19 protein-coding genes and 1 riboswitch are annotated in these 23,783 nt (G+C 63.0%); of the genes, 6 read left to right on the top strand and 13 right to left on the bottom strand.

Annotation, left to right across the window (positions count from 1 at the left end; all coding sequences use genetic code 11):
* Window positions 1-51: 51 nt before the first annotated feature.
* From AB8717_RS10800 to AB8717_RS10790, 3 genes are read left to right on the top strand one after another with little or no spacing between them, the layout of a single operon-like run.
* Window positions 52-1,047: a magnesium transporter CorA family protein gene (locus AB8717_RS10800; protein WP_443747344.1), complete on the top strand. Its 996-nt coding sequence runs from the start codon at window positions 52-54 to the stop codon at window positions 1,045-1,047.
* A 53-nt stretch (window positions 1,048-1,100) separates the two neighbouring features.
* Complete coding sequence (locus AB8717_RS10795; protein WP_443747343.1) at window positions 1,101-1,598, top strand: methylated-DNA--[protein]-cysteine S-methyltransferase; 498 nt, start codon at window positions 1,101-1,103, stop codon at window positions 1,596-1,598.
* Between the two features lie 47 nt (window positions 1,599-1,645).
* Entirely contained in the window at window positions 1,646-2,176 is a 531-nt protein-coding gene (locus tag AB8717_RS10790) for a c-type cytochrome (RefSeq protein ID WP_443747342.1), read from the top strand.
* Between the two features lie 116 nt (window positions 2,177-2,292).
* On the opposite strand, the gene AB8717_RS10785 is transcribed toward AB8717_RS10790, so the two are convergent.
* The 6 genes from AB8717_RS10785 to AB8717_RS10760 form a co-directional block, all read right to left on the bottom strand.
* Window positions 2,293-3,102, bottom strand: coding sequence for a class II aldolase/adducin family protein (locus AB8717_RS10785; RefSeq protein WP_443747341.1), 810 nt, complete (start codon window positions 3,100-3,102; stop codon window positions 2,293-2,295).
* Between the two features lie 83 nt (window positions 3,103-3,185).
* Window positions 3,186-3,674, bottom strand: a complete 489-nt coding sequence (locus tag AB8717_RS10780; RefSeq protein ID WP_443747340.1) for an NfeD family protein — start codon at window positions 3,672-3,674, stop codon at window positions 3,186-3,188.
* Window positions 3,675-3,686: 12 nt separating this feature from the next.
* On the bottom strand, window positions 3,687-4,655 hold the full coding sequence (locus AB8717_RS10775) for an SPFH domain-containing protein (protein ID WP_443747339.1): 969 nt from the start codon (window positions 4,653-4,655) through the stop codon (window positions 3,687-3,689).
* Window positions 4,656-4,732: 77 nt separating this feature from the next.
* Window positions 4,733-7,258, bottom strand: a complete 2,526-nt coding sequence (locus AB8717_RS10770) for an ATP-binding protein (protein WP_443747338.1) — start codon at window positions 7,256-7,258, stop codon at window positions 4,733-4,735.
* 141 nt (window positions 7,259-7,399) lie between these two features.
* Entirely contained in the window at window positions 7,400-7,606 is a 207-nt protein-coding gene (locus AB8717_RS10765) for a hypothetical protein (protein WP_443747337.1), read from the bottom strand.
* A gap of 283 nt (window positions 7,607-7,889) precedes the next feature.
* Window positions 7,890-8,312, bottom strand: coding sequence for an NUDIX hydrolase (locus AB8717_RS10760; RefSeq protein ID WP_443747336.1), 423 nt, complete (start codon window positions 8,310-8,312; stop codon window positions 7,890-7,892).
* Between the two features lie 62 nt (window positions 8,313-8,374).
* Between AB8717_RS10760 and AB8717_RS10755 the strand changes: the two genes are divergently transcribed.
* Entirely contained in the window at window positions 8,375-9,811 is a 1,437-nt protein-coding gene (locus AB8717_RS10755) for an FAD-binding oxidoreductase (RefSeq protein ID WP_443747335.1), read from the top strand.
* A gap of 272 nt (window positions 9,812-10,083) precedes the next feature.
* On the opposite strand, the gene ppdK is transcribed toward AB8717_RS10755, so the two are convergent.
* From ppdK to AB8717_RS10740, 3 genes are all read right to left on the bottom strand, one after another.
* Window positions 10,084-12,750, bottom strand: coding sequence for a pyruvate, phosphate dikinase (gene ppdK / locus AB8717_RS10750; protein WP_443747334.1), 2,667 nt, complete (start codon window positions 12,748-12,750; stop codon window positions 10,084-10,086).
* A 97-nt stretch (window positions 12,751-12,847) separates the two neighbouring features.
* Window positions 12,848-14,923 (bottom strand): glycine--tRNA ligase subunit beta, encoded by a 2,076-nt coding sequence (gene glyS / locus AB8717_RS10745; RefSeq protein ID WP_443747333.1) that lies wholly within the window; start codon window positions 14,921-14,923, stop codon window positions 12,848-12,850.
* Window positions 14,924-14,934: 11 nt separating this feature from the next.
* Window positions 14,935-15,834 carry a glycine--tRNA ligase subunit alpha gene (locus AB8717_RS10740; RefSeq protein ID WP_443747332.1) on the bottom strand — a complete coding sequence of 300 codons (900 nt, stop codon included), beginning with the start codon at window positions 15,832-15,834 and terminating at the stop codon, window positions 14,935-14,937.
* Between the two features lie 218 nt (window positions 15,835-16,052).
* On the opposite strand from AB8717_RS10740, the gene AB8717_RS10735 reads away from it, so the two are divergent.
* Window positions 16,053-17,384, top strand: coding sequence for an AmpG family muropeptide MFS transporter (locus AB8717_RS10735; RefSeq protein ID WP_443747331.1), 1,332 nt, complete (start codon window positions 16,053-16,055; stop codon window positions 17,382-17,384).
* On the opposite strand, the gene AB8717_RS10730 is transcribed toward AB8717_RS10735, so the two are convergent.
* Window positions 17,350-18,654 (bottom strand): voltage-gated chloride channel family protein, encoded by a 1,305-nt coding sequence (locus tag AB8717_RS10730; protein ID WP_443747330.1) that lies wholly within the window; start codon window positions 18,652-18,654, stop codon window positions 17,350-17,352. The two genes, AB8717_RS10735 and AB8717_RS10730, sit on opposite strands and share 35 nt — an antisense overlap.
* A 22-nt stretch (window positions 18,655-18,676) precedes the next feature.
* A riboswitch (Fluoride riboswitch) is annotated at window positions 18,677-18,753 on the bottom strand.
* Between the two features lie 151 nt (window positions 18,754-18,904).
* Between AB8717_RS10730 and AB8717_RS10725 the strand changes: the two genes are divergently transcribed.
* Entirely contained in the window at window positions 18,905-19,366 is a 462-nt protein-coding gene (locus tag AB8717_RS10725) for a DUF6157 family protein (RefSeq protein WP_443747329.1), read from the top strand.
* On the opposite strand, the gene AB8717_RS10720 is transcribed toward AB8717_RS10725, so the two are convergent.
* From AB8717_RS10720 to AB8717_RS10710, 3 genes are all read right to left on the bottom strand, one after another.
* Window positions 19,304-20,164, bottom strand: coding sequence for a 4-(cytidine 5'-diphospho)-2-C-methyl-D-erythritol kinase (locus AB8717_RS10720; RefSeq protein WP_443747328.1), 861 nt, complete (start codon window positions 20,162-20,164; stop codon window positions 19,304-19,306). The genes AB8717_RS10725 and AB8717_RS10720 overlap by 63 nt on opposite strands.
* The gene (locus tag AB8717_RS10715; protein WP_443747327.1) at window positions 20,161-21,960 is read right to left on the bottom strand and encodes a tetratricopeptide repeat protein; all 1,800 of its coding nucleotides are present in this window, start codon (window positions 21,958-21,960) and stop codon (window positions 20,161-20,163) included. The genes AB8717_RS10720 and AB8717_RS10715 overlap by 4 nt, the downstream gene beginning before the upstream one ends.
* Window positions 21,961-22,029: 69 nt before the next feature.
* Window positions 22,030-23,715: an FAD-dependent oxidoreductase gene (locus AB8717_RS10710; protein ID WP_443747326.1), complete on the bottom strand. Its 1,686-nt coding sequence runs from the start codon at window positions 23,713-23,715 to the stop codon at window positions 22,030-22,032.
* Window positions 23,716-23,783 lie beyond the last annotated feature (68 nt).

The raw sequence follows: 23,783 nt of genomic DNA, 5'->3' as shown, positions 1-23,783 counted from the left end.
TTGGTTATGGCCGCTGCATAATCTTCGTCGAGAATCGAGACGGGAGCCGCCATGATCAGCGTATTTTACCTCACGGGGACGCCCGGCGCGCAGAAGATCGCCGAAATCCAGCTCGACCCCACGCATAATGTGCCGGACGAACCCGTCTGGATCGATCTTTACCAGCCGACGCCCGACGAACTGCGGCTGTTGCCGCAGACGCTCAACCTGGCCCTGCCCAGCCGCGAGGAAATCTGGCGCAACCATGCGCTCAACCGCATGTATACGCGTGACGGAACCTCGTACATGACGGCGTCGGTGCTGGACGATGTGGTGGACGGCTGCGTCCCGCAGACCAGCCCGGTCACCTTTATCCTGACGCCGGATTTCCTGATTACGATCCGTGACATAGACCCGAAACCTTTCCTGAAATTTCAGGAGGACCTGCTGCTCAGGCCCAGGCGCTATCCGACCAGCGCCGATGTGATGGAGGGGCTGATGGAGGAGGTCATCACCCGCGTCGCCGGCGACCACGACCGGGTGATCAAGGGGCTGGACGACCTGTCCCGCCGCATCTTCGCCGACAAGGCCTTCGACAGCCAGAAGGGCAATCCGTCGCTGGTCATGCGCGGGGTGCTCAAGGACCTTGGCTTTACAGCCGACCTTAATTCCAAGATTCACGAAAGCACGCACAGCCTGTTGCGGCTGTTGACCTATTTCAAGGATGACCACGACCCGGACAACGCCGTCATCGGCCGCGATGCCGAACGGCTGATCAAGGATGCGCGCAGCCTGACCGACCAGTCGGCCTTCCTCAACGAGAAGTTCAACTTCCACCTGGAAAGCGCGCTGGGCATGATCAATGTCGAACAGAACCTGATCGCCAAGATCCTGTCGATCGTGGCGCTGATCTTCCTGCCGCCGTCGCTGGTCGTGGGCTTTTACGGCATGAACTTCGCCGACATGCCGGAACTGCACTGGAAATACGGCTACCTGTTCGCCATCATCGTCATGCTGGTCTTCGCCATCCTGCCCTGGGTGTATTTCCGCTACAAGAAGTGGCTCTAGGCGCCACGCCGATGCTGACGGTTTCGGGGCGGCGACTCGTGGCATAAGGCGCCATGGATGCCGTTTTCTACGATATCGTCTCGACGCCCCTGGGCGATGTGACCGCCGCGGTCGATCCCGACGGCGCGCTGGTCGAATTCCACTTCATGGGCGGATATAAGTCGCCGCCGAAGCTGGCGCGGCCCGAGGTGGCCGAGCACGCCCCGGGGCGGCTCGACATCGTCCGGCGGCAGAGCGACGAGTTCTTTGCCCGCAAGCGCGAGACTTTCGACCTGGCGCTCAGGCCGCGCGGCACGCCGTTTCAGCAGAAGGTATGGCGCGCCTTGTGCGACATTCCGTTCGGCCGGACGATTTCCTATCAGCAGCTGGCTGTTTCGATCGGCGATATCAAGGCGGTGCGCGCCGTCGGCACGGCCAATGGTGCCAACCCGATCTGGCTGATCATTCCGTGTCATCGCGTCATCGGCAAGGACGGTTCGCTGACCGGATATGGCGGCGGGCTGCCCCTCAAGCGCGCCCTGCTCGACTTCGAGACGCCGCGATTGCTTTGACGGATTTCCCGCCCTAAAAACGGGGCGTTCAATTTCAGGGGTTCACCATGACCAGGTTCGCCGTTTCCGCTCTTGTCGTACTCGCCGTCGCCGGCGGGCTGTGGGGCTGCAATCACAGTGACAGTAAGGCCCAGGACGGCCAGGACATGGTAATGGCCGAGCCGAGGGACTATACGGCGGCGGAAAAGACGGCGATCCAGGCGACCTTCCCGGCGCCGTTCAACACGGCGGACCTGGCGGCCGGCGAGAAGCAGTTCAACAAATGCCGGGCCTGTCACACCATCACGCCCGATGGCATGAACATGACGGGCCCGCATCTCTACGGTGTCTTCGGGCGGCATTCGGCGACGGCGAAGGACTACACCTATTCGGACGCCATGATGAAGCATAATGTCACGTGGGATTTCAACACGTTGGACGTTTATCTAAAAGCACCGCAGGAAGTCGTCAGAGGCACCAAGATGGGCTTTATGGGCATTCCCAACGATGCAGACCGGCGCAATCTGATCGCCTATCTGGCCCTGGAGACGCAGGCACATGAGGCGGCGAGCGAAAGCGCTTCGGCGCCGTCGAAGTAGGTCGGAGCGCGCGGTTCGGCTGCAGCGACCGAGCTTGTGGTTAGACCTCCCGCCACATCGCCTTCGCTTTGCCCAGTCGTGCGGTCTCCTCCCCTGAGTCCAGGGGGAGGTTCTGCTTAGGAGTCGTACCCCGGCATTTCACGGTCCAGGCGGCGTATCACGCCCGGCCACACCAGGATGCCGACGAAGCCCACGCCGCCCGACAGGGGCGCGACCTTGTCCTGCACCGATTGATCGACCTCAAGCACGCCCGCGCGGCCGGCAGACAGGGCCGCGATCTGCTGGCGGCAGGCCTGTTCCAGGAAATAGATCTCGGTGAAGGCCTCGCCTGCCGTCGTGCCCCAGGTCAGCGCGCCGTGGTTTCTCAGCATCAGGAAGCGTTTTGTGCCGATGTCGCGGATCAGGCGTTCGCGTTCATCGAGCTCCAGCGCCACGCCTTCATAGTCGTGATAGGCCAGTTGCGGCCGAATCAGCAGTGCGTTCTGCGTCAGGGGCAGCAGGCCCTCGGTCTGCGCCGACACGCCGGTCATGGCGTCCGTGTGCAGGTGGATGACGAAGTGTGCGTCGGGGATCGATCCATGGATGGCGCTGTGAATGGTGAAGCCCGCCGGATTGACCATGGACGTGTTCGGACCCACCGTATTGCCGTCGATGTCGATCTTGACCAGGGCCGATGCCGTCATCTCCGGAAAGAAGACGCCATAGGGGTTGATCAGGAAGTGGTCGTGGCCGGAGGGGGCATAGGATCCGTCGGCCTGTTTGACCAGCGAATCCCTTGCCGGCACCCGCGCCGAAATGTGGGTGAAGATCAGGTCGTCCCAGCCGTACAGCGCAACCGCGCGGTACAGCGCCGCCAGGTCGCGCCGGATTGCCCATTCGGCATCGCTGATATGGGCGCGCACAGCTCCCGGATCGTCATGGGCCATGGTGTCCTCCGTGATTTTCCACGACTATGCGCGCGGTTTCCGGGGCCTGGCAATCGCAAATTTCCCTATTGCCGTAAGGGAAATCAGGCGGGTGTCACGTAAAGCCGTCCTTCGGTGACGGCTTCGATGACCACGCGGTCGGACGCTGCCACCTGCGCGTCACCGGCCGTCAGCACGGCCGGCCATTCGACCCCGTCGAACATGACGCGGCCCGTGCGTTCGCCGCCCGTGACGACATCGAAGCCGCTCAGCACCTGGGCCTGCTTGCCCAGGAGTCGTGTGTGCGGTTCGTTGATGTCGGTGAGGGCTTTCGGGACCTTGAGCAGGCGCCGGGTCAGCAGCGCCATGACCAGGCTGAGGACCGCGAAGGTCGTGACCTGCAGCACGAAGCCGAACGGCAGGCCGGTCAGGCAGATGACCGCGACCAGGCCGGCGGCGGCGGCGGACCACAAAAGCCATTGCGTGCCGAGGAAGATTTCGGCGCCGAGGATCAGGATGCCCAGGGTCAGCCAGATCCAGAAGGCCTGCGCCCCCATCGGGCCGACAAGGATGACCGAGTCGATGTCGAACATCAGCCGTCTCCCCTACCCGTTTGATCCGGTTGTCTTTTTGGCCGGTGTACGTGGCGGCGTCGGGGCGTCGCCCTGGGCGGAACGGATAAGTTCGGCGATGCCGCCGATGGCGCCCCCGATCGAGGCCAGGTCGGCCGGGACGATCAGTGTCTTGGTGTTGTTCGACTCGGCGAAGCGGCCGAAGGCTTCGACATATTTCTGCGCCACGAAGTAGTTGATGGCCTGCACGTCGCCCTTGGCGATGGCCTGCGACACCATGTCGGTTGCCTTGGCTTCGGCCTCGGCCGAGCGTTCGCGCGCTTCGGCGTCGCGATAGGCGGCTTCGCGGCGGCCTTCGGCCTCGAGCACGGTGGCTTGCTTCTGGCCTTCGGCGCGGGCGATGGCGGCCTGCTTTTCGCCGTCGGCCTCGATGATCAGGGCGCGGCGTTCGCGTTCGGCCTTCATCTGGCGGGCCATTGAATCGGTAATGTCCGCCGGCGGCTTCAGGTCCTTGATTTCGATGCGGTTGACCTTGATGCCCCAGGGCGAGGTCGCGTGGTCGATGACGTTCAGCAGCCTCGAATTGATCGAATCGCGCTGCGACAGCACCTCGTCGAGCTCCATCGAGCCCACGACGGTGCGCAGGTTGGTCATGGCCAGCTGGGTGATGGCGTTGTCGAGATTATCGACGCGGTAGGCAGCCTGGGCGGCGTCCATGACCTGAGTGAAAACAATGCCGTCGACGCGGACATTGACATTGTCCTTGGTGATCACGTCCTGCTGCGGCACGTCGAAGACGCGCTCCATCATGTTGACGCGGCGGCCGACCGATTCGACGAACGGCGTCAGGAAGCTGATGCCGGGCTTGAGCGTGCGCATGTAGCGGCCGAAGCGCTCGACCGTGAATTCGTAGCCCTGCGGCACGATCTTGACGATGGAAAAGACGATAAAGATCGCCAGCGCGAAGACGGCGATCGTGAAAGTCCCGAATATAGTCGGCATGCTAACCCCCTGTGTTGGCGGGATTATATGCCGGAATTGTCGTGCGCCAAAGGGCTATCACGGCATTGTCACAGGTCCTAGGCGCTTTGGGCGGCCTGGATCACGTCCTCGCCCAGCAGCGACACGACCGTGTCGATCAGCTTGTCCATGACGATCGGCTTGGAAACGTGGGCGTCCATGCCTGCGGCCAGGCACGCTTCGATCTGTTCGGGCAGGGCGTCGGCGGTCAGGGCGATGATCGAGACATGCTTGCCGGGCTCCTCGGCCGAGCGGAACTGGCGGGTAGCGTCGATGCCGCCGAGCCGGGGCATGTTCACGTCCATCAGCACCAGGTCGTAGTCTTCCATGCCGGCGTCCAATGCCTCCTGGCCGTCGACGGCTTCGGTGATGTCGAAGCCGAACGGTTCCAGGAACAGGCGGGCGACCTTGCGGTTGACCGGATGGTCGTCGACCAGCAGGATCCGGATGCCATGCGGCAGAAGATCCTCTGGCGCGGTGTCTTCGGCGGCATCGGCTGCCGCCGGGGCGACTTCGCCGGCTTCGAAGGTCATGACAAAGACCGACCCGGCGCCTTCTTCACTCGTTACGCTCACGCTACCTCCCATCAGCTCGGTCAGGCGCCGGGTAATGGAAAGACCCAGGCCGGACCCGCCGTATTTTCTCGCTGTCGATGCATCGGCCTGGCTATAGGCCTCGAACAGCTTGCTCAAGGATAGTTTTGAAATGCCGATGCCGGTGTCGCGGACCTCGATGCGGACCGTATAGCCCGGCCGGTCGAGATGCTTTTCCGCCGAGGCGACGACGCGGATGACGCCTTCATTGGTGAACTTGACCGCATTCGACACCAGGTTCGACAGGCACTGATAGACCCGCAACACGTCGAACGACATCGTGCCGGCGGCGCTGGGGTCCAGATCATAACGCAAGGCCACCGGCTTGTCGCTGATGGTCGGCGCGAAGGTATTGAAGACGCGTTCGATCGTGTCCTTCATCGACGACGGCGTCGGCGACAGTTCGACCTTGCCGGCCTCGATTCGCGACATGTCGAGCACGTCATTGAGCAGCATCAGCAAGGTTTCTCCCGACTCGGCCAGCATCTCCACCTTGGAGCGCTGGTCGTCGGTCAGCTTTTCCCGTTGCAGGGCGTGCGCCATGCCGAGCACGCCGTTGAGCGGCGTGCGCAGTTCGTGGCTCATCACCGCCAGGAAGCGCGACTTGGCGGCATTGGCGGCTTCGGCGTGATCGCTGACTTCCTTCAGGCGCCACTGCATGCGCCGCATGCGCAGGACCCACAGGGCAGCGCCGGCAGCGATCGCGACCAGCAGCAGGACGATGGCAACGGCCGTCCCCAGCAGCCAGTTGCGCAGCTGGACCTGCTGGTTCAGCAACTTGGCTTCGGCGGTCTTGCGGTCAAGCTCCGTGCGCAGGGTCTTGTACATATCCTGGATCGCACCAATGCGTTTGTCGTCGTCGATCCGCTTGGTTTCCGTAACCAGGTCGCCGAACCTTTGAAACGCTTCGACATGCTTGCCCTGTCCCGCAGCGATATAGGCCTCGGCCTCATCGTGGATCAGTGGACTGGGCGGGATCAGGGTGTCGGGCGTGTTGTCGAGCAGATTCAGGTAGTATCTGGCCTTGCCAACATTATTGAGCCGTGCGTAAGCCAGGGTCAGGAAACGCAGTTTGTAGGCGTCATGGCCGTTCTTGATTATGCCGGCGGCAACAGGGGAGTCATCGAGGCAGCGGACAACTTCCTCATAGGCTTCTGCCTTGTAGGCTACGAAGGCGCAAAGCTCCTGATCCCAGGATTTGAGCGACTCGACCCCATATTGGCGGACATATTTTGAATGCAATTGCTGGAATTCACGGGCGAGCGAAACATCGTGATTTTCTGCAGCGAAATAAGACAGGTCGTAGACCATATCCATCGTCTGCAGGAAGAAGGCGTTCCCCTTGGACACGCTGGCTGCGGCCTGCATGCGGTCCGCGTAGCTGTTCAGATCGCCCACCCGAAGCATGTTATAGGCCATGGTCTGATGGGCGATGGCGAGCAGCCCCTGCGCAGCCGGGCCTTCGGTCTGAAGTCTGACGATGAGGTCTTCGCCTATGTCGATCGCCTGGGCCCACTCCTTCCGGAACTGAACCTGACGCTGGCGTTCCAACAGGACGATATTATGAATAGCCTTGTCTGAAACGGCCAGGTAACCGGCCCAGTCGTCGGCACTCATATTCTTGTAGACGTTCGCCTCGTTGTCGTAGGCCTGAGGCATGAAGCGGGCCAGCATATCCAGATTGCTGTCACGCTGGCTGTGGGCAACCGCCTTGATCTTTGCGCTCCACGCCGCCAATTTGGCGTCGTTCTGGTCGATCTTGTAGGCGTACAGCACCCGCCACAGCGCGTAGATGCGATCGTCACCTGAGAGGGCCAGCGCTTTTTCACCGAAGCTGTCGACTTCGTCGCGGCTGTAGACAAGGGATGTAGAGGATATCGTCTGATAGACATCTGCCAGCTTACGGTGGCGGATCAGTTCGGACTGGCTGTCCGCAATAGCGGGGGAAGCCGCAAAAAGGAGCAAGGCGACAAGCGCAATGGCTCTTGCCATATGCGTTCCTATCGAAATCCAACGACCCATGCCGTCTCCCAAGACCGTGGGACCGTTAAATCACAAACCTATTATTATTCTTTAAACAGCGCCCCTGAAAGACAGCTAGCGGGCGAGAAAAACCCGCCCGCCTTTTTTAGTTTAACGCACGGCGTCGATGGGCGGCTTGGCCGAAACCACCGCGTCGATCGGCGGCTTGGCGGAAACCACGGCATCGATCGGAGGTTTCGCAGCCGTCACCGCGTCAATCGGCGGCTTGGCGGACGTAACCGCATCGATTGGCGGCTTTGCATAGGCTTGACCCGCGACCGCAGCCAGGGCGGCGGCAACGATAAGCAACTTTTTCATACTCAGTACTCCTTGAAGACCACAACACTTTGTTTCTCCGGCTTTTTGCCGGATTGAAGCCTCAAGAAGCGTACTCCCCCCCTCACAACCCAAGGAGTTGTCTTCGTTGTCGCCGCTCGAGGCCACAACGAGAAAGCATGGTAAAATCTATGCTGCACCAACACTCACTCGTTAGGGAAAAATTAACCATATTTTTATGCCTACCACAAGGCGAAATAATTGGGGGTTTATGCCGTGCGTCGGTTGTGGAATCGATTGAGTCCTTGCTGTGCAAGGGAAATCGTCAAGGTATCATGCTGTATGATTTTTTTATGACGTCGCGCAGATCGTCACGGGAAACGAGGCGCAAAGCCTCTTCGGCGTTAACGAATCTCGCCTCGTCGGCGTCGTCGGCAGCCACGGGCTGTCCGGACAGCCATTTCGCTTTATAGTCGATCAAGACGTAGTGAAAATCCGGTACTATGATCTCGTAGACGGCGATCAGGTTCCCGATGTCCGCGGTGACCCCGGTCTCTTCCAGGAGTTCGCGCGCGCAGGCGTCGAGAAGGCTTTCTCCACGGTCGACCTTGCCGCCGGGGATCGACCATTCGCCCTTGCGCGGCTCCCTGCCCCGCCTGATCAGCAGGATTTCGTCGCCGCGCCAGCAGCAGACGCCGACAGCCGGGACGGGATACTGTTTTGAAGCATTAGGTTTTGTGGCTTGCAATGACGGGGGCTCTCGCTTAACGCATCGGCGAATCCCGCCGAACTTTACTCAAGGCCAAGACGATGTCCACCGCCACCCTCGCCCTCACTGACACGCCTGTCGTCGCTCCGGAAGTCATCGCCCGCATCAAGGCCGTCGTCGGCGACGCCGGCTGGAGCGAGGACGCCGGGCGCCTGGACGCCAAGCTGACCGAATGGCGCGGCAAGTGGAAGGGCAACACCCCCCTCCTCGTCCTGCCGAAGACGACGGAAGAAGTCGCCGCCGTCGTGCGTATCTGTAACGAAGCCGGCGTCGCGATCACGCCGCAGGGCGGCAATACGGGCCTGGTGGGCGGCCAGATCCCGTTCGGCGAAATCCTGATCTCGCTGGAACGCATGAAGCAGATCCGCGACGTGGCGCCGACCGACGACACGATGGTGCTGGAAGCGGGTTTGTCGCTGCTGGATGCTCAGCAGATCGCCGAAAAGGCCGGGCGTTATTTCCCGTTGTCGCTGGCGGCCGAAGGCACGGCAACGGTCGGCGGTGTTATCAGCACCAACGCCGGGGGCACCGCCGTGCTGCGCTACGGCGTTACCCGCGACCTGGTGTCGGGCCTTGAGGTCGTGCTGCCCAACGGCGAGATCTTCCATGGCCTGAAGCGGCTGCGCAAGGACAATACCGGCTATGACCTGAAGCAGCTGTTCATCGGCGCCGAAGGCACGCTGGGCATCATCACGGCGGCGTCGCTGAAGCTGTTCCCGATCATGAATTCGCGCTCGACCGCCATCGTCGGTTTCGAGACGGCGCAGAAGGCCATCGATCTGCTGGTTCGCGCCAAGCAGGAGACCGGCGGCCAGGTCGAGGCCTTCGAGCTGATGGGCCGTTACGGCCTGTCGCTGGTGCTGAAGCACATCCCCGACACGCGTGAGCCGCTGGCCGGCGAATATCCGTGGTACGCCCTGATCGAGATCGCGTCGGGCGATCCTGAGGGCGCGGCGTCGAGCATGGAGCGCCTGCTGGAAGCGGCGTTCGAGGAAGAGCTGATCGTCGATGCGACGATCGCGCAGAACGAGACGCAGGCGGCGGAGTTCTGGCGGCTGCGCGAAGATCACTCGGCGGCGGAAAAGGCCGAGGGGGCGGCTTGGAAGCACGATATCTCGGTGCCGCTGTCGCGCATGGCCGAGTACATCGTCGAGGGCGACAAGGCCGTGCAGGACTTCCTGCCGGGCGCGCGCCTGGTGGCGTTCGGTCACGTCGGCGATGGTAATGTCCACTTCAACGTCATCCTGCCGGAAGGCATGGATGCAGGCGAGTTCAACGCCCTGCGCGATGCTGGATCGAAGGTCGTCCACGACCTGGTGCACAAGTACGAGGGCTCGATCTCGGCCGAGCACGGCCTGGGCCGCATGAAGACGGCGGAGGCTTTGTTGTACAAAGACCCGACGGCCGTGGCGGCGATGCAGGCGGTGCGTGCGTCGCTGGACCCCAAGCGGATCATGAATCCGCACGTGTTATTTTGATCATCTTGCACCTCCCCGTGCGAAGCATGGGGAGGGGGACCGCCCGGAGCGTTAGCGAAGGGTGGTGGTGGGGTTTCTTGCTTTCTTTGGGAACACCGGCGTTTGGAAAAGTAAGCAAGAAACCCCACCACCACATCTCCTTCACCCTTGCTTCGCAACGGTTCCGTCGTGCGGTCCCCCTCCCCATCGCTTCGCGACGGGGAGGTGCAAGGTAACAAAAAACGCGGCCGGAGGGATCCGGCCGCGTTTTGTTTTTGCGGTGTCGCCCTGCCCTACTTGGCGGAGCCGATGGCGGCTTGCGCGGCGGCCAGGCGTGCCACGGGGACGCGGTAAGGGGAGCACGAGACGTAGGCCAGGCCAATGGCGTGGCAGAAGGCGATCGAGGCGGGATCGCCGCCATGTTCGCCGCAGATGCCCATCTTGATGTCGGGGCGCGTCGTCTTGCCCTTTTGCGAGGCGATCGAGATCAGGGCGCCGACGCCTTCCTGGTCGAGGCTGACGAACGGGTCCTTATCGAAGATACCCTTTTCGATATAGGGGTTCAGGAACCGGCCCGAGTCGTCGCGGCTGATGCCGTAGGTCGTCTGGGTCAGGTCGTTGGTGCCGAACGAGAAGAATTCGGCCGACTGCGCCAGCTTGTCGGCCAGAAGCGCGGCGCGCGGCAGCTCGATCATAGTGCCGGTCTTGTAGGCGACCTTGGTGCCCGTTTCCGTGAAGACTTCCGCGGCGATGCGGTGCGTCATGTCGGTCAGGTTGACCATTTCCTGCGAGGTGGCGACCAGCGGGTGCATGATTTCCGGAACGGGCGTACCGCCGGCCTTCTGCACCTCGACCGCCGCGTGGAAGATGGCGCGCAGCTGCGATTCGTAGATTTCCGGGAAGGTGATCCCCAGGCGGCATCCGCGCCAGCCGAGCATCGGGTTGGTTTCCGACAGCTCCTTGGTGCGCTTGTACAACTTCTCGGCGCCGACGCCTGAAGCCTCCGCCACGATTCGCACGTCTTCCTCGGTATGCGGCAGGAATTCGTGCAACGGCGGGTCGAGCAGGCGCACGGTCACCGGCAGGCCGTCCATGATGCGGAACAGCTCGGCGAAGTCGTTCTGCTGCATGGGCTGAATCTTGGCCAGCGCCTTGCGGCGGCCGGCTTCGTCGTCGGCCAGGATCATTTCGCGGACGGCGGCGATGCGTTCGTCGTCGAAGAACATGTGCTCTGTGCGGCAAAGCCCGATACCCTTGGCGCCGAAGCCCAGCGCGGTGCGCGCATCGGCCGGCGTTTCGGCGTTGGTACGGACCTCAAGGCGCTTGAATTCGTCCGCCCAGGCCATGATCTGGTGGAAGTCCTCGGAGAAGTCCGGCTCGATCATGCGGACGGCGCCCTTGATGATTTCGCCGGTCGAGCCGTCGAGCGTGATCACTTCGCCGTGGCGGAAGGTTTGGCCGCGCGCGACGAACTCGCCGCGGTCGGAATAGATCTGCATCTCGCCCGCGCCGGAGACACACGGACGACCCATGCCGCGGGCGACGACCGCCGCGTGGCTGGTCATGCCGCCGCGCGCCGTGACGATGGCCTTGGCGGCATGCATGCCGTGGATGTCTTCCGGGCTGGTTTCGTCGCGCACCAGGATGACGTCTTCGCCGGCGGCCGACAGGCGGACGGCGTCGTCGGCGGTGAAGACGATCTTGCCCGAGGCGGCGCCCGGTGACGCCGGCAAGCCCTTGGCGATGATAACTTTTTCTGCCTTCGGATCAAGCATCGGGTGAAGAAGCTGGTCCAGGCTGCCCGGATCGACGCGCATCAGGGCTTCCTGAGACGTAATCAGGCCTTCCTTGGCCATATCGACGGCGATCTTGAGGGCGGCCTTGGACGTGCGCTTGGCGTTGCGCGTCTGCAGCATGAACAGCTTGCCCTGCTCGACCGTGAACTCGACGTCCTGAACGTCGCGGTAGTGGCGCTCCAGGATATCGACGGTCGACTTGAACTGCGCGAAGACGTCGGGCAGCGATTCTTCCATCGACGGCGACTTTTCGCCCATCTCCTCACGGGCGCGGCGCGTCAGGGCTTGCGGCGTGCGGATGCCGGCGACCACGTCTTCGCCCTGGGCGTTGAGCAGGAATTCACCGTAGAGCACGCCCTCGCCCGTCGACGGGTTGCGCGTGAACGCAACGCCGGTGGCCGAGGTTTCACCCATATTGCCGAAGACCATCGACTGGACATTGACGGCCGTGCCCCAGTCCTCGGGGATGTCGTGCATCTTGCGATAGAACTTGGCGCGGTCGTTCATCCACGAACCGAAGACGGCCTTGACGGCGCCCCACAGCTGGTCCTTGGGATCCTGCGGGAAGTCGTGGCCCAGTTCCGACTTGACCATGTCCTTGTAGTCGCTGACGACCCGGCGCCAGTCTTTCGCCGTGATGTCGGTGTCGACGCTGACCCCCAGGCGGTCCTTGTGGTCGTCGAGAATGTCTTCGAAGCTGTGGTGGCTGACGCCCAGCACGACGTTCGAGTACATGGTGATGAAGCGGCGGTAGCAGTCGAGCGCGAAGCGTTCGTCGCCGGTCAGCTTGGCCAGGCCGTCGACGGTCGCATCGTTGAGGCCGAGGTTCAGAACCGTGTCCATCATGCCCGGCATCGAGGCGCGGGCGCCGGAGCGGACGCTGACCAGCAGCGGATTGTCGACATTGCCGAAACCCTTGGCCGTCGTGCTTTCGAGCTCGGCGAGCGCGCGCTCGACCTCGGCGACCAGGCCTTCCGGCAATTCGGAATTGTTCTTGTAATAGTGGACGCAGGCTTCCGTCGTAATCGTGAAGCCCGGGGGCACCGGAAGGTTGAGCGACGACATTTCGGCGAGGTTCGCGCCCTTGCCGCCCAGCAGTTCCTTCATGGTCGCGTCGCCGTCGGCCTGTCCGGCACGGAACGCGTAAACCCAATGCTTGCTCATGAACTTTCCCTCTTCATTCAAGCCGTTATTGTTATCGGTACGCGGTCGAAAACTAGCTTCTATGATTATAAGTTTTCGATTACTGCCGCCTGTGGCATCAGACGACTTTACCCAGATCCGCGACGGGCGCGGCCAGGGCAGCTACCTCGGCGAGAATGCGCAAACGGTTGGCCCGCACATCCGGGTCCTCCGCATTGACCAGCACCCCATCGAGGAAGGCATCTACATTTTGCCGCAATGCAGCAAGACATTTCAAGGCCTCAAGATAATTTTCCTGCGCCAGTGCCGCATTGGCCGCAGCCTTCTGGACACGCAACTCGGCGATCAGGTCGCTTTCGACGCCCGGAGCGTCGGGTTGCGCCACCGGCTCGCCTGACGGCAGGGCGCCCTTTTTCGCTTCGGCGGCAAGGATGTTCGAGGCGCGCTTATAGCCCGCCATCATGTCTTCGCCTTCCGGATTGAGCAGAAGCGCGGTGTCCAGGGCGGCGCATTTCAGCGTGACACGCACCACGTCGTCGTCCGAATTGGCCAGGACAGCATCAATGATATCAAAGCGTTGGCCTTCATCCTTCAACTGGACCTTGATGCGGTCGACGAAGAAGTCGAGGATTTCCGTGCGCACGGTCTCGTACGGCTTGAAGTGTTCGGGCACGCCACCGAGATGGGCGTACCAGGCCTGGACCAGTTCGCCGATCGAGACGCGCGCATTGTGCTCGCGAAGGATGCGTAAGGTTCCGAGCGCGGCGCGGCGCAGAGCATACGGGTCCTTGGAGCCTGTCGGCTTTTCGTCGATGGCGAAGAAGCCGACGAGGGTATCGATCTTGTCGGCCAGGGCGACAGCGGCGCTGACCGGGCTTTCCGGGACCGAATCGGACGGGCCCTGCGGCTTGTAATGCTCGCGGACGGCGTTGGCGACGACCGGATCAAGCCCGGCCGCGTCGGCATAATAGCCGCCCATGATGCCTTGCAGTTCCGGGAATTCGCCGACCATCTTCGACGCCAGGTCGGCCTTGGCCAGGCGCGCGGCCTCGGCGGCGACCTCAGCCGGCGCATTGACGAAGGGGGCGATATGACGGCTGAGCGCTACGATGCGTTCGACGCGCTGCGCCATGGTGCCGAGCTTGATGTGAAAGGTCGTGCCTTCCAGGCGCTTCAGCCAGTTGTCGAAGTTGTCCAAGCCTTTTCCGGGCTTGTTGTCCTCGGTCCAGAAGAAGATGCCGTCGGACAGGCGCGCCGACAGGACCTTAGCGTTGCCGCGCTTGATTTCGGTGCCGCCGTCGGTCGCGACCATGTTGGCGACGATGACGAAGTGCGGGGCCATCTTGCCCGATTTTGCGTCGCGCACGGCGAAGTACTTCTGGTGCGTGCGCATCGAGGTCTTGATGACTTCGGGCGGAAGCGTGAGGAACTGCGGATCCATGTCGCCCAGCACGGGTACCGGCCATTCGTTAAGGCCGGCGACCTCTTCCAGCAGGCCCTGGTCGTCCATCAGCTCGCAGCCGGCGGCGGCGCAGGCCGCCCTCGCCTTTTCAAGGATGACAGCTTGACGATCCGAGTGATCGAGGATGACCGAGTTTTCCAGCAGACCCTGCTTATAGCCGGCGAAGTCCTTGACCTGGAACGGCTTGCCCGAACCCAGGAAACGGTGGCCCTCTGTGCAGTTGGATGCTGTCAGGCCTTCGAGTTCGAACGGCACGACATTGCCGTCGAACAGGAAGAGGATGCGCTTCAACGGGCGCACCCAGCGGAAGGTCGAGGTGCCCGACCGCATCGACTTCGGCCACGGGAAGCCGAGGATCACGTCGTTGAGCATCAGCGCCAGCACATCGACGGTCTTTCGGCCCGGCTTTTCGATGCGCGCCATCCAGACGCCGTTTTCCAGCGTCAGTTGATCCTGCGTCAGACCGACCTTGCGCAGGAAGCCGGCCATGGCCTGTTCGGGCGCGCCGTCCTTGGGCCCCTTGACCTCTTCGCTGGTGGCGGGCTGGTCGACCGGCAGGCCGTCAACCACCAGGGCCAGACGGCGCGGGCTGACATAGGCCTTGATGGAGGCGGGTTCCAGGCCGGCGGCGGCGAGCTTTCCGCCCATCAGGCGTTCGAAGTCGCGGGCGGCGCCCAGTTGCATGCGCGCGGGGATTTCTTCCGAGAAGAGTTCGATCAGCAATTCAGCCATTTTTATTCCCCTTACGCCGTCTGCCCGTCACGCGTTTCCTCTTGGCGCGCCCATTCCTGGGCGCAGGCCTTGCAGAGGTCGCGGATACGGCCGATGTAGCTTTGGCGTTCGGCCACGGCGATGGCGCCCCGGGCGTCCATCAGGTTGAACAGGTGCGAGGCCTTGAGCACGTGGTCGTAGGCCGGCAGGACCAGCTTGTAGCCCAGCGAGTTTTCGGTGTTCAGGATGCGCGTGACGTTGGCTTCCATGTCTTCGAACTGGCGCTTGAGCGTGGCGACGTCCGAGGCTTCGAAGTTGAAGGCCGAGAACTGGCGTTCCTGTTCCTTGAAGACGTCGCCGTACTTGACGCCGTCATTGTTGAATTTCAGGTCGTAGACGTTGTCGACGTTCTGCAGGTACATGCAGAGGCGTTCCAGGCCATAGGTCAGTTCGCCCGACACGACGTCGACCTCGATGCCGCCGACGCCCTGGAAGTAGGTGTATTGCGTCACTTCCATGCCGTCGCACCACACTTCCCAGCCGAGGCCCCAGGCGCCGACCGTCGGGTTTTCCCAGTCGTCCTCGACGAAGCGGATATCATGCAGGCTGGTGTCGAGCCCGATCGCCTTGAGCGAGCCGAGGTACAGGTCCTGGAGGTTTTCGGGATTGGGCTTCAGGATGACCTGGTACTGGTAGTAGTGCTGGAGACGGTTGGGGTTCTCGCCATAGCGGCCGTCGACCGGCCGGCGCGACGGCTGGACGTAGGCGCACTTCCACGGCTTACGGCCGAGCGCGCGCAGGACGGTTGCCGGATGCAGGGTACCCGCGCCCACCTCGACGTCATAGGGCTGGAGGATGACGCAGCCCTGTTGCGACCAGTAATGGTGGAGCGTCAGGATCAGGTCCTGAAACGAAAGCGGTTCGGCAGCCATAGAACGTTATTCCAAAGTGCGTGAGCACAGCTCAAAGCACTTTGGCAAGCGCGACTGCGCGCCCGAGCTAATGCGAGGAGCCATGCGGCGATTGAGCTGAAAAGGCCCAACGAAGTTGGGCCGGAACATACTTAGGGGCGTTGTGCACCGCAAGCCAAAAGACTTGAAAATCAAAAGAAAGCTGGGGTTTGCGATAGAATCGCGGTTGCCTTTGCAACATGATCGAGACGCAAAATCTCAAGAGCAAAATCAATGGGGTTGCGGCTGCATTGAAGCGCCCGGTGTCATGGCTTTTGCTGGGGCTCGGCTTCTCGGCGTCATTGCCGTTCTTGCTGGTCGGCCAGACGCTCGGCTTCTGGATGCGCAGCGAGGGAATCACCCTCACGCTGATCAGCTATCTGACCGGGATCAGCCTGATGTATGGGCTCAAGGTGCTGTGGGCGCCGTGGATGGACCGGGTGCACCTGCCCCTGCTCTATCGCTGGCTGGGGCAGCGGCGGTCCTACATGCTGCTGACCCAGGTGGTGCTGGCGGCGGGGCTGGCGGCCATGGCGGTGCTGGGGCCGAAGGCACACCTGATCGGCTTCATGATCGCGGCGACGGTCGTTGCCTTTGCCGCCGCGTCGCAGGAAATCGCCATTGATGCGTGGCGGGTGGAAGAGACCAATTCTCGGTCCGATCAGGCGCTTAATCCAAGCTTTTACAGTTTTGGTTACAGAACGGGGTCGCTCGTTACCAATTCGATCGTGCTGGCCCTGTCGGACCGGATCGGTTGGGCGAATTCGTATCTGGTGATTGCCGCGACCTTGGGCGTCGGGGTGGTATCGACCTTGCTTGCGCCACGCACCGCCAACGAGCTGCGCCATACGAACGAGGCCAGATCGGCCAAGGACCTGATCGTAGAGCCGTTTATCAGCTTCGTTCGCCAGCATGGCAGGGCAGCGGGCATCGTTCTGTTGTTGCTGGCGCTCTACCGCCTGCCCGACTACGTCATTGGGCCCGTGGTCGGCACCATGTACCAGGACACGGGCTTGAGCGCGACGACGATTGCCGCCATCCGGGGCACGATCGGGCTGACGGCCTCCTATATCGGTGTCATCGTGGGCGGCGGCTGCGTGCTGACGCTCGGCCTCGAGCGCGCCCTGTGGCTGGGGGCGATCACCTGCCCGCTGACCAAGCTGGGCTTCGCCTGGATGTCGGTGGCGCACGGCGATATCGGCGTGTTTACCGGGGTGCTGATCGCCGACGACCTGTCGAACGGCATTGCCGAAACGGCGATGATCGCTTTCATGACCTCGCTGGCCGGGCGCGACCACACCCTGACCCACTATGCCCTCACCTACAGCGTCATGGCGTTCACCGGCAAGTTTTTGAAGCTGTTCGCGGGACAGATCGTCGACGGCCTGACGCCGGGACATGGCCTTTTCGGCGCGTATCAGCTGTTTTTTGTCGGATCGGCGGCCATCGGTGTCCCCGCCTTGCTGCTGATCTGGCTGGCGCGGAAAAAGGGCGTGTTCAGCGCAAATCCCGCAGGGTCGAGTCCGGCGTAAGGTCGGCGGTCTCGCGCTTGGGAACGGCGATGCGCTGCGACAGATAGATGCCGGAATGGCCGCTGCACAGATAGGCGACGAAGCAGGCAGCGGCGATATAGATGCCCCAGGTCGAACCGAACAACTCGATGCCCATGACGGTGCAGGCCAGCGGCGTATTGGCGGCGCCCGCGAAGACGGCAACGAAGCCAAGCGCCGCCAGAAGGTCGGGGGGCACGCCCAGCCAGGGACTGAGCGCATTGCCGATGGCTGCGCCGATGAAGAAGAGCGGCGTCACCTCTCCGCCCTTGAACCCGAAGCTTAAGGTCACCACGGTGAACAGGATCTTCAGGGCCCAGCTCCAGTCGTGGATGTCAGGCCCGAACAGGCCCGGAATGGTCACGGCGTGCGGGTCGGCCGACCAGACGCCGAGGCCGAGATAGTCGCGCGTGCCGGTTAGATAGACGAGCGCGATCACGATCAGTCCGCCGATCAGTGGCCGGAGCGGCGCATAGGCGATCGTCTTTTTCACCCACGCGCCGAGGCGGTGATTGGCTTCGGAAAAGACCAGGCTGGCCAGGCCGAACAGCACGGCTGCTGCGGTCACCTTCAGCAGAAGGAGCGGATCGACCAGCAAGTGGGTGGCGGGGCCCGCCACGTGGTATTCCGTGTGGTGGATGCCCAGGCTCTGGCAGGTCCAGTCGGCCAGCAGCGCCGCGCCGAGGCACGGGATCATGGCGCGGTACTGCACGCGGCCGACGGCCAGCACCTCCATGGCGAAGATCGCGCCGGCGACCGGTGTGCCGAAGACCGCGCCGAAGCCGGCGGCAACGCCCGCCATGAGGATGACCGGCGTGCCGTCGGCGTCGAGCCGCCACAGCTTGCCGAACGCGCTGGCCAGGCTGCCGCCCATCTGCACGGCGGTGCCTTCGCGGCCGGCCGAACCGCCGAAGAGGTGGGTCAGCACGGTCGAGACGAGGATCAGCGGCGCCATGCGGAACGGCACGCCGCCGCCGGGCGTATGTATCTGGTCGATAAGGAGGTTGTTGCCTGCTTCGGTCGGGCCGCCCTTCCAAAGATAGACGAGGCCGATCAGCAAACCGCCGATGGGCAAAAGGAAGAGCAGCCATGGATATTGGAAACGCAAGGCCGTGGCTTCGTCGAGCGCCCACAGGAAGAGCGCGCAGGCGGCGCCGACCACCGCCGCCATGGGCGCGATGATGGCCGCCCAGCGCACGACGATGACGGCGTGACGAAAACGTTCGGTGACAAGTGAAAAATTGGCGCGCACGTTCCTGCTCCCTGCAAATAGCATTCGAGTAGGAATCATCAGCCCATCCCGTGGGCGGTTCGGCATGACGCCAGGCAGAAATCCATTACCTTAAGGCAATACCTGCCAAAGGTGGGCTTTGCGGTCAAGTGATTTTGAAGGCTTGGGGCCGTTGCGAGCGTGTTGAAACGGCGTATTCTCCTATCGTATTTTTACGCCGCGCCGCTTTACCGTCCTGAAAACAAGTGCCTGTATTGCTGGGGAAACTCCGGTGAAGATTACCGATACTTTCATAACTGTCGCCGACGACTCGGGCGCCGTCATGGGCCGGGTGCCGCCGGCGCGCGATGCAGAGCGCACGATCGCCCGTCTGCACTACGATCTTTTGAGCGATCACCCTTATGAATTCGATCTCGATAGCTTCAATTTCGAGGTCTACTGCCTGAAAAACCATATCGCCCCCCAGCACCGTGACGCCCACCGTGCCGAATTCTTCGCTAAAGGCCATCCGTGCATGCGCGCCTCGCCGCTCACCAAGACCTATGGCTTCGGGGCGCACTATGACGGCGCGGGCCGTATCGCCATTTATCCGGTCGATTCAAGGGCCTATGCCAGGTTCCTGAGCGATGCCAACGTCCGGAAAGAACCGGCGATGCGGTCCAGGCGCGCCTCAGCCCAGACGGCAGGCGCGGACCCAGGCACCGGGCATCAGTTCGTCAAGCCGGCGGCTTAGGGTTTCCGCGTCTTCGTCGCTGTGGCAGAGCGCAAAGCACGTCGCTCCGGAGCCCGACATGCGGGCGAACGCGGTTTCCGGTTGGGCTTTCAGCATCGACAGCACGTCGTTGATTTCTGGCCTGAGCGCGATCGCCGGGGCTTCGAGATCGTTGCGCGTATTTTCAAGCGCCGCGATCAAGGCATTGGTGGAGGATATAGAAGAAAATAGCTGTTTTGCTTCGATGTTTTCGAAGATGCCTTGCGCGTCGTATTGGCGGAAAACGGCAGGGGTCGGGCATTCGATGCCGGGATTGACCAGTACGGCGGGCATCGCGGGAACAGACACGGAGGTCAGACGCTCGCCATAGCCTTCGGCTATCGACGCCCTGGCCCAAAGACACATGACGCCGTCGGCGCCGACGGCGGCGGCCAAGGCTTCAAGATCGCTATCCGGCATATCGGGCGCATAGGCCTGGCGAAGCAAAAGCAGGATGGCGCCGGCGTCGGCGCTGCCGCCGCCGATGCCGGAAGCCACCGGCAGAACCTTGGTCAGACGGATATCGGCGGACACCGTCAAGCCCGTCGCCTGCTCGAAGCGGCGGATGGCCTTGACGACCAGATTGCTTTCGCCGGCGTCAAGCCCCGGGGCAAACGATCCGTCGATGTGAACCTTAAGCTCATGGCCCGAAGGCTTTGGTTCCAAAGCGATTTCGTCACCGATATCGGCGAAGACGACGAGGCTCTGCAACGGATGATAGCCCTTGTCATCCGGTGCAGCGACATGGAGGTAAAGGTTGACCTTCGCCGGGGCGATCACTCGCTCGGTTTCGCCTTGGCCGGCGCCTTGTCGTTATAGGCGGTCGTTTCGGGCTTCGGGGCTTCCGCCGCCTTGGCGACGGCGGCCGAGGCGTCGAGCTTGGCCTTTACGGCCGCCAGCGTCTTGGGCGTGACGTTTTGCAGCGACAGGACGCGCTGCCATTCGTAACGCGCCTCGGCGGTGCGGCCCAAGGCCTTGTAGACATCGCCCAGGTGCTCGTTCACTTCAGGGTCGGCGGGCTCGAGCTGCGCGGCCTGTTCGACATAGCCCAGCGCCTGTTCATAGTCGCCGAGCTTATAGTAGCCCCAGCCGAGCGAATCGACGATGGCGCCCGAACGCGGGCTGAGCGACATGGCCTGGCGCACCAGGTCCATGCCTTCCTTGACGTGCAGGCCGCGGTCGATCCAGCCGTAGCCCAGGAAGTTCAGGATTTCCGGGCGCTGCGGATTGAGCGTCCTGGCCTTCTGGATCGCGGCCTCGGCCTTGTCCCAGTTGTCGGTGGCGTCGTAGGCGATGGCCGTTATAAACCAGGCCTGCCAGGTCATGTCGGCCTCGCCTTTCGCGGCGATGCGGTCGTTGATCACCTTGAGCGCGTCCTGGTCCTTGCCCTGGTCGTGCAGCACGTCGGCCTTTTCGACGGTCAGGGTCAGGTCGGCGGGGTTGGCCGTAAGGCCATCTTCGATCAGGGTCAGCGCCGTGTCGTTCTCGCCGCGAGCGCGCAGCGACCAGATACGGCGCAGGCCCGCTTCGGGGCCATACGGCGAACTGGCGGGAACTTCGGCCCAGGCGGCTTCGGCCAGTTCGGGCGCCTTCATGTCCTGCTCGGTCTGGCCGAGGAACAGGCGGGCCCGGTCGTTTGACGGATCGAGGTAAAGCGTCAGGCGCAGGTCGGCCAGCGCCATCTCGGTGTCGCGGTCGCCGGAATAGAGCGTCGCGGACATCAGCAGCGCCTGGGCGATGCTGGTCTTCAGGTCCGGCAGCGGCACGGGCTTGTAGCCGGGGCCGTCGAGGCGGGCGAGCGCCGCACGCGCCAGCGGATCGCCGGAGGTGTCGACCAGGGTCTTCCAGACGGCGCGGGCGTCGTCCTTGCGGCCCTGGCGTTCCAGGAATCCGGCATAGTCGGGGCCGAAGACGAGGCTGGCGGCACCGGGTTGATACAGGGCCTTGTATAGCGCGTCGGCTTCGTCAGGCTGCTTGCGGATTTCATAGATGCGCGCGCGTTCGGCCTTCAGCAGAAAGACGAGGAGCGCTCCGCGTTCCGAGGCGGCCAGGGTGGCGTCGCCCGACGAATCGAGCGCTTCGGTCCACTTGCCGGCCATGGCTTGGACGTAGGGCCGCATCAGGGCGGCGGTGCGTTCGTCGCCGCCGGCCTTGATGTAGGTGTCGAGGGCGGCCATGGCGGCCGGTGCATGGTCGTCGCGCACCGCGGTCGTCACGGTGACCAGCGTCGTCATCAGCTTGCCGGTGGGGCTGACCGATGCAGCCGCCGGGCCTTTCGGTATCAGGCGCTGGGCCGTGTCGATGTCGCCGTTGAGGATGGCGACCAGGAAAGCCTTTTCACGCAGGTCGGAATCGTCCGGATCGGCGTCGGAAGCTGCCGTCAGCGACTGCGAGGCCGTCTTGACATCGCCCATGTTCATGGCGAACCGGCCGACCAGGAATTGCGCATAGGGGCTGACGGGGCGCGCGGCGACATGCAGCACCGGGGCGGCACGGGCGGTCGAGGTCGAAGCGGCGGCGGGCTGGACGGCCAGGCCGAGGGCGACGGCCAGGGCCGCCAGACTTACCAAACGCATTTTCACAGTGAAAGACCTGCCTTCAAAAAGAGGTAAGCACCACCCAACAGCAAAAGTCTTAACCCATCTTTACATGTTTGGATAGTTGGGACCGCCGCCGCCTTCGGGTGTCGTCCACACGATGTTGTTGGTCGGATCCTTGATGTCGCAGGTCTTGCAGTGGACGCAGTTCTGGGCGTTGATCTGCAGGCGCGGTTCACGCGTTTCCAGGCCGACGATCTCGTACACCCCCGCCGGGCAGTAGCGTTGCGCGGGCTCGGCGTATTTGGCGAGATTGATGTCGATCGGGATGCGCGGATCTTTCAATTTCAAATGAACCGGCTGGTCTTCCTCGTGGTTGGTCGAGGAGATGAAGACCGAGGACAGCTTGTCGAAGGTCAGCACGCCGTCATATTTCGGATAGGCGATGGGCTTGCATTCGGCCGCCGGACGGATCGAATGGGCGTCGCTCTTGCCGTGCTTCAGCGACCCCTGCCCCGTCAGAAGGCTGAAGCCGCCGAGCAGGTTGGTGAAGGTCATTTCGACGCCGCCGATCAGCGTGCCCAGCGTGGTGCCGAACTTCGACAGGATCGGCTTGACGTTGCGGACGAGCTTGAGCTCCTTCTTTATGTCCGAATGGTCGTAGGCGGTCTGGTAGCCTTCGAGCACGCGCGGCGCATTCCCGGAATGAATCGCCTTGAAAGCGGCGTCGGCGGCCAGGATGCCGCTCTTGATCGCGTTGTGGCTGCCCTTGATGCGCGGCACGTTGACGAAGCCGGCCGAGCAGCCGATCAATACCCCGCCCGGGAAGGCCAGTTTGGGCACGGACTGATAGCCGCCTTCGTTGATGGCGCGCGCGCCATAGGCGACGCGCTGGCCGCCTTCGAGCGTGTCGCGGATCATGGGGTGCAGCTTGAAGCGCTGGAACTCGTCGTAAGGCGACAGGTACGGGTTCTGGTAGTTCAGGTGAACGACAAAGCCGATCGTCACATAGTGGTCGCCGAAGTGATAGAGGAACGATCCGCCGCCGGTCTTGTCGTCGAGCGGCCAGCCGAGCGTGTGCTGGACCAGGCCCGGCTTGAACTTGCCGGGCGCGACCTTCCACAGCTCCTTGATGCCGAGGCCGTATTTCTGCACGTCGCAGTCGGCGTCAAGGTTGAACTTGCGGATGACTTCGCCGGACAGGGAGCCGCGCGCGCCCTCGGCGAAGAAGGTGTATCTGGCGTGCAGTTCCAGCCCGGGCTGGTAGTCGGGCTTGTGGTGACCGTCCTTCGAGACGCCGAAGACACCGGCGACCACGCCCTTGACCGCCCCGTCGGCGTCGTAGAGCACTTCCGAGCACGCCATGCCGGGATAGATTTCGACGCCCAGTCCTTCGGCCTGCTCGGCCAGCCAGCGGGCGAGGTTGCCGAGGCTGCCGACATAGCAGCCGTGGTTGTCCATATAGCCGGGCTTGGGCAGCCACGAGATGTCCATCGACCCTTGCGGCCCGAGATAGATGAACCGGTCGGCGGTGACGGGCGTATCGAGGGGCGCGCCGCGTTCTTTCCAGTCCGGGAACAGCTTCGACAGGCCGGACGGATCGATGACGGCGCCCGACAGGATGTGCGCGCCGATTTCGGAGCCTTTTTCCAGCACCGCCACCGTGATCTCGGCGCCGGCCTTCGCGGCCTGCTGCTTCAGCCGGATGGCGGTCGACAGCCCGGCCGGGCCGCCGCCGACGATGACAACGTCGTATTCCATCGACTCGCGTGTCTCAGCACCCGTATCCGCCATAGGGTCATTCTCCTGACCGGGCGCGCCCGGCTTCTTGTTATGGCGAGGCCCCTGGCCTCTTTTGTTTT

The sequence above is a fragment of the Asticcacaulis solisilvae genome (assembly GCF_052327315.1).
GTDB classification, from domain to species: Bacteria; Pseudomonadota; Alphaproteobacteria; order Caulobacterales; family Caulobacteraceae; genus Asticcacaulis; species Asticcacaulis solisilvae_B.
This window is presented reverse-complemented; position numbering and strand designations above follow the sequence as displayed.